Consider the following 810-nt stretch of genomic DNA (forward strand, 5'->3'; position numbering starts at 1 on the left):
AGCAAGAGACGAGCGTGATTCAGAATCTACCAACAAAAAGTGCTGTGGAAGAGGGGTTTTCTCTGGCTTCACAGCACCTTGATATTAGATTCCTGATCTCGCCTAGGCTCGTCGGAATGACGGACTCATTCATTTTTAAAAAGAACAGAGGCCAATCCTAAAGTTCGTCATTTTGAACAGCAAGAGACGAGCGTGATTCAGAATCTACCAACAAAAAGTGCTGTGGAAGAGGGGTTTTCTCTGGCTTCACAGCACTTTGCTATTAAATTCCTGCTCTAGCTTAGGCTCGTCGGAACGACGGATTCATTCGTTTCTAGAAAGAACCGAGGCCAATCCCAACGCTCGTCATTCTGAACAGTGAGGGACGAGCGTGATTCAGAGTCTACCAACAAAAAGTGCTGTGGGAGAGGGGTTTTCTCTGGCTTCACAGCACGTTGATATTAAATTCCTGATCTCGCCTAGGCTCGTCGGAATGACGGATTCATTTTTTAGAAAGAACCGTGATCAACCCCCAAAGTTTGTCATTCTGAACAGCGAAGGACGAGCAAGATTCAGAATCTACCAACAAAAAAGTGCTGTGGAAGAGGGGTTTTCTCTGGCTTCACAGCACTTTGCTATTAAATTCCTGCTCTCGCTTAGGCTCGTCGGAATGACGGATTCATTCGTTTAAAAAGAACCGAGGCCAATCCTAAAGCTTGCCATTCTGAACAGCGAGGGACGAGTGTGATTCAGAATCTACCAACAAAAAGTGCTGTGGCAGAGGAGTTTTCTCTGACGTCATAGCATTTTGCTATTAGATTCCTGATCTCG

It is taken from the genome of Vibrio sp. YT-16, assembly GCF_033337405.1.
In the GTDB taxonomy this organism is placed as follows: Bacteria; Pseudomonadota; Gammaproteobacteria; order Enterobacterales; family Vibrionaceae; genus Vibrio; species Vibrio alginolyticus.